1 protein-coding gene and 1 pseudogene are annotated in these 1142 nt (G+C 73.8%); both read left to right on the forward strand.

The genetic code is table 11. The annotated features are described in order from the left end of the window. Positions 1-223 (forward strand): annotated as a pseudogene (locus DQW85_RS22590) (DUF4350 domain-containing protein); the annotation flags it as partial. After that, positions 213-1142, forward strand: a 930-nt coding sequence (locus tag DQW85_RS22595) for an AAA family ATPase (protein WP_240197358.1), incomplete at its 3' end; no start/stop codon positions are given. The pseudogene DQW85_RS22590 and the gene DQW85_RS22595, both read left to right, overlap by 11 nt.

Raw genomic sequence — 1142 nt, forward strand, 5'->3', positions numbered from 1 at the left:
CGAGGCGCTCCGGGCGGGGGCCGTCGACCGGCTCGTACCCCGGCTGGGGCTGGGCTCGGGCGCCGCGCCACAGGAGGTCGTGGCGGCCGTCGCCGTACGGACCGGGCTGGAGGCGCAGCAGGTCGGCGCGGCACTGTACGGCCCCGCGCCCGCCGACGACGCCGGGCTCGTCGCCCTGGCCGGATACTTGGACTCCATCGAAAGGACGGTCAGTGAACACTGAGGAGACCACCCGCGTGACGGCTCGCGGCGATGCGGCCAGGGAGGCGCTGGGCGCGCTGCGCGCCGAGGTGTCCAAGGCCGTGGTGGGCCAGGACGCGGTGGTGACCGGGCTGGTCATCGCGCTGCTCTGCCGGGGGCACGTGCTGCTCGAAGGCGTGCCCGGCGTGGCCAAGACACTGATGGTGCGTACGCTGTCCAGGGCGCTCGCGCTCGACTTCAAGCGGGTGCAGTTCACGCCCGACCTGATGCCGGGCGACGTGACCGGGTCGCTGATCTACGATGCGAAGACGGCCTTGTTCGAGTTCCGCGAGGGGCCGGTGTTCACCAACCTGCTCCTCGCCGACGAGATCAACCGCACCCCGCCGAAGACGCAGGCCGCGCTGCTGGAGGCGATGGAGGAGCGGCAGGTCAGCGTCGAGGGCGACGCCCGCGCGCTGCCCGACCCGTTCGTGGTCTGCGCGACGCAGAACCCCGTCGAGTACGAGGGCACCTACCAGCTCCCCGAGGCGCAACTCGACCGCTTCCTGCTCAAGCTGACGGTGCCGCTGCCGCCCCGCGAGCAGGAGATCTCCGTGCTCGAACGGCACGCGCGCGGGTTCGACCCGCGCGACCTGTCGGAGGTCAAGACCGTCGCCACCGCCGACGACCTGGCCGCGGGGCGCGAATCGGTGGCGCAGGTGCACGTCGCGCCGGAGGTGCTCGGCTACATCGTCGACGTCTCGCGGGCCACCCGCAACTCGCCGTCGCTCCAGCTCGGCGTCTCGCCGCGTGGCGCGACGGCGCTGCTGGCCGCCTCGCGGGCGTGGGCGTGGCTGTCCGGGCGGCCCTACGTCACCCCCGACGACGTGAAGGCGCTGGCCAGGCCGGCGCTGCGGCACCGCGTGCAGCTCCGGCCGGAGGCCGAGCTGGAGGGCGCGACC

Origin of the sequence: Nonomuraea lactucae, assembly GCF_003313395.1 — a bacterium.
Lineage (GTDB): Bacteria > Actinomycetota > Actinomycetes > Streptosporangiales > Streptosporangiaceae > Nonomuraea > Nonomuraea lactucae.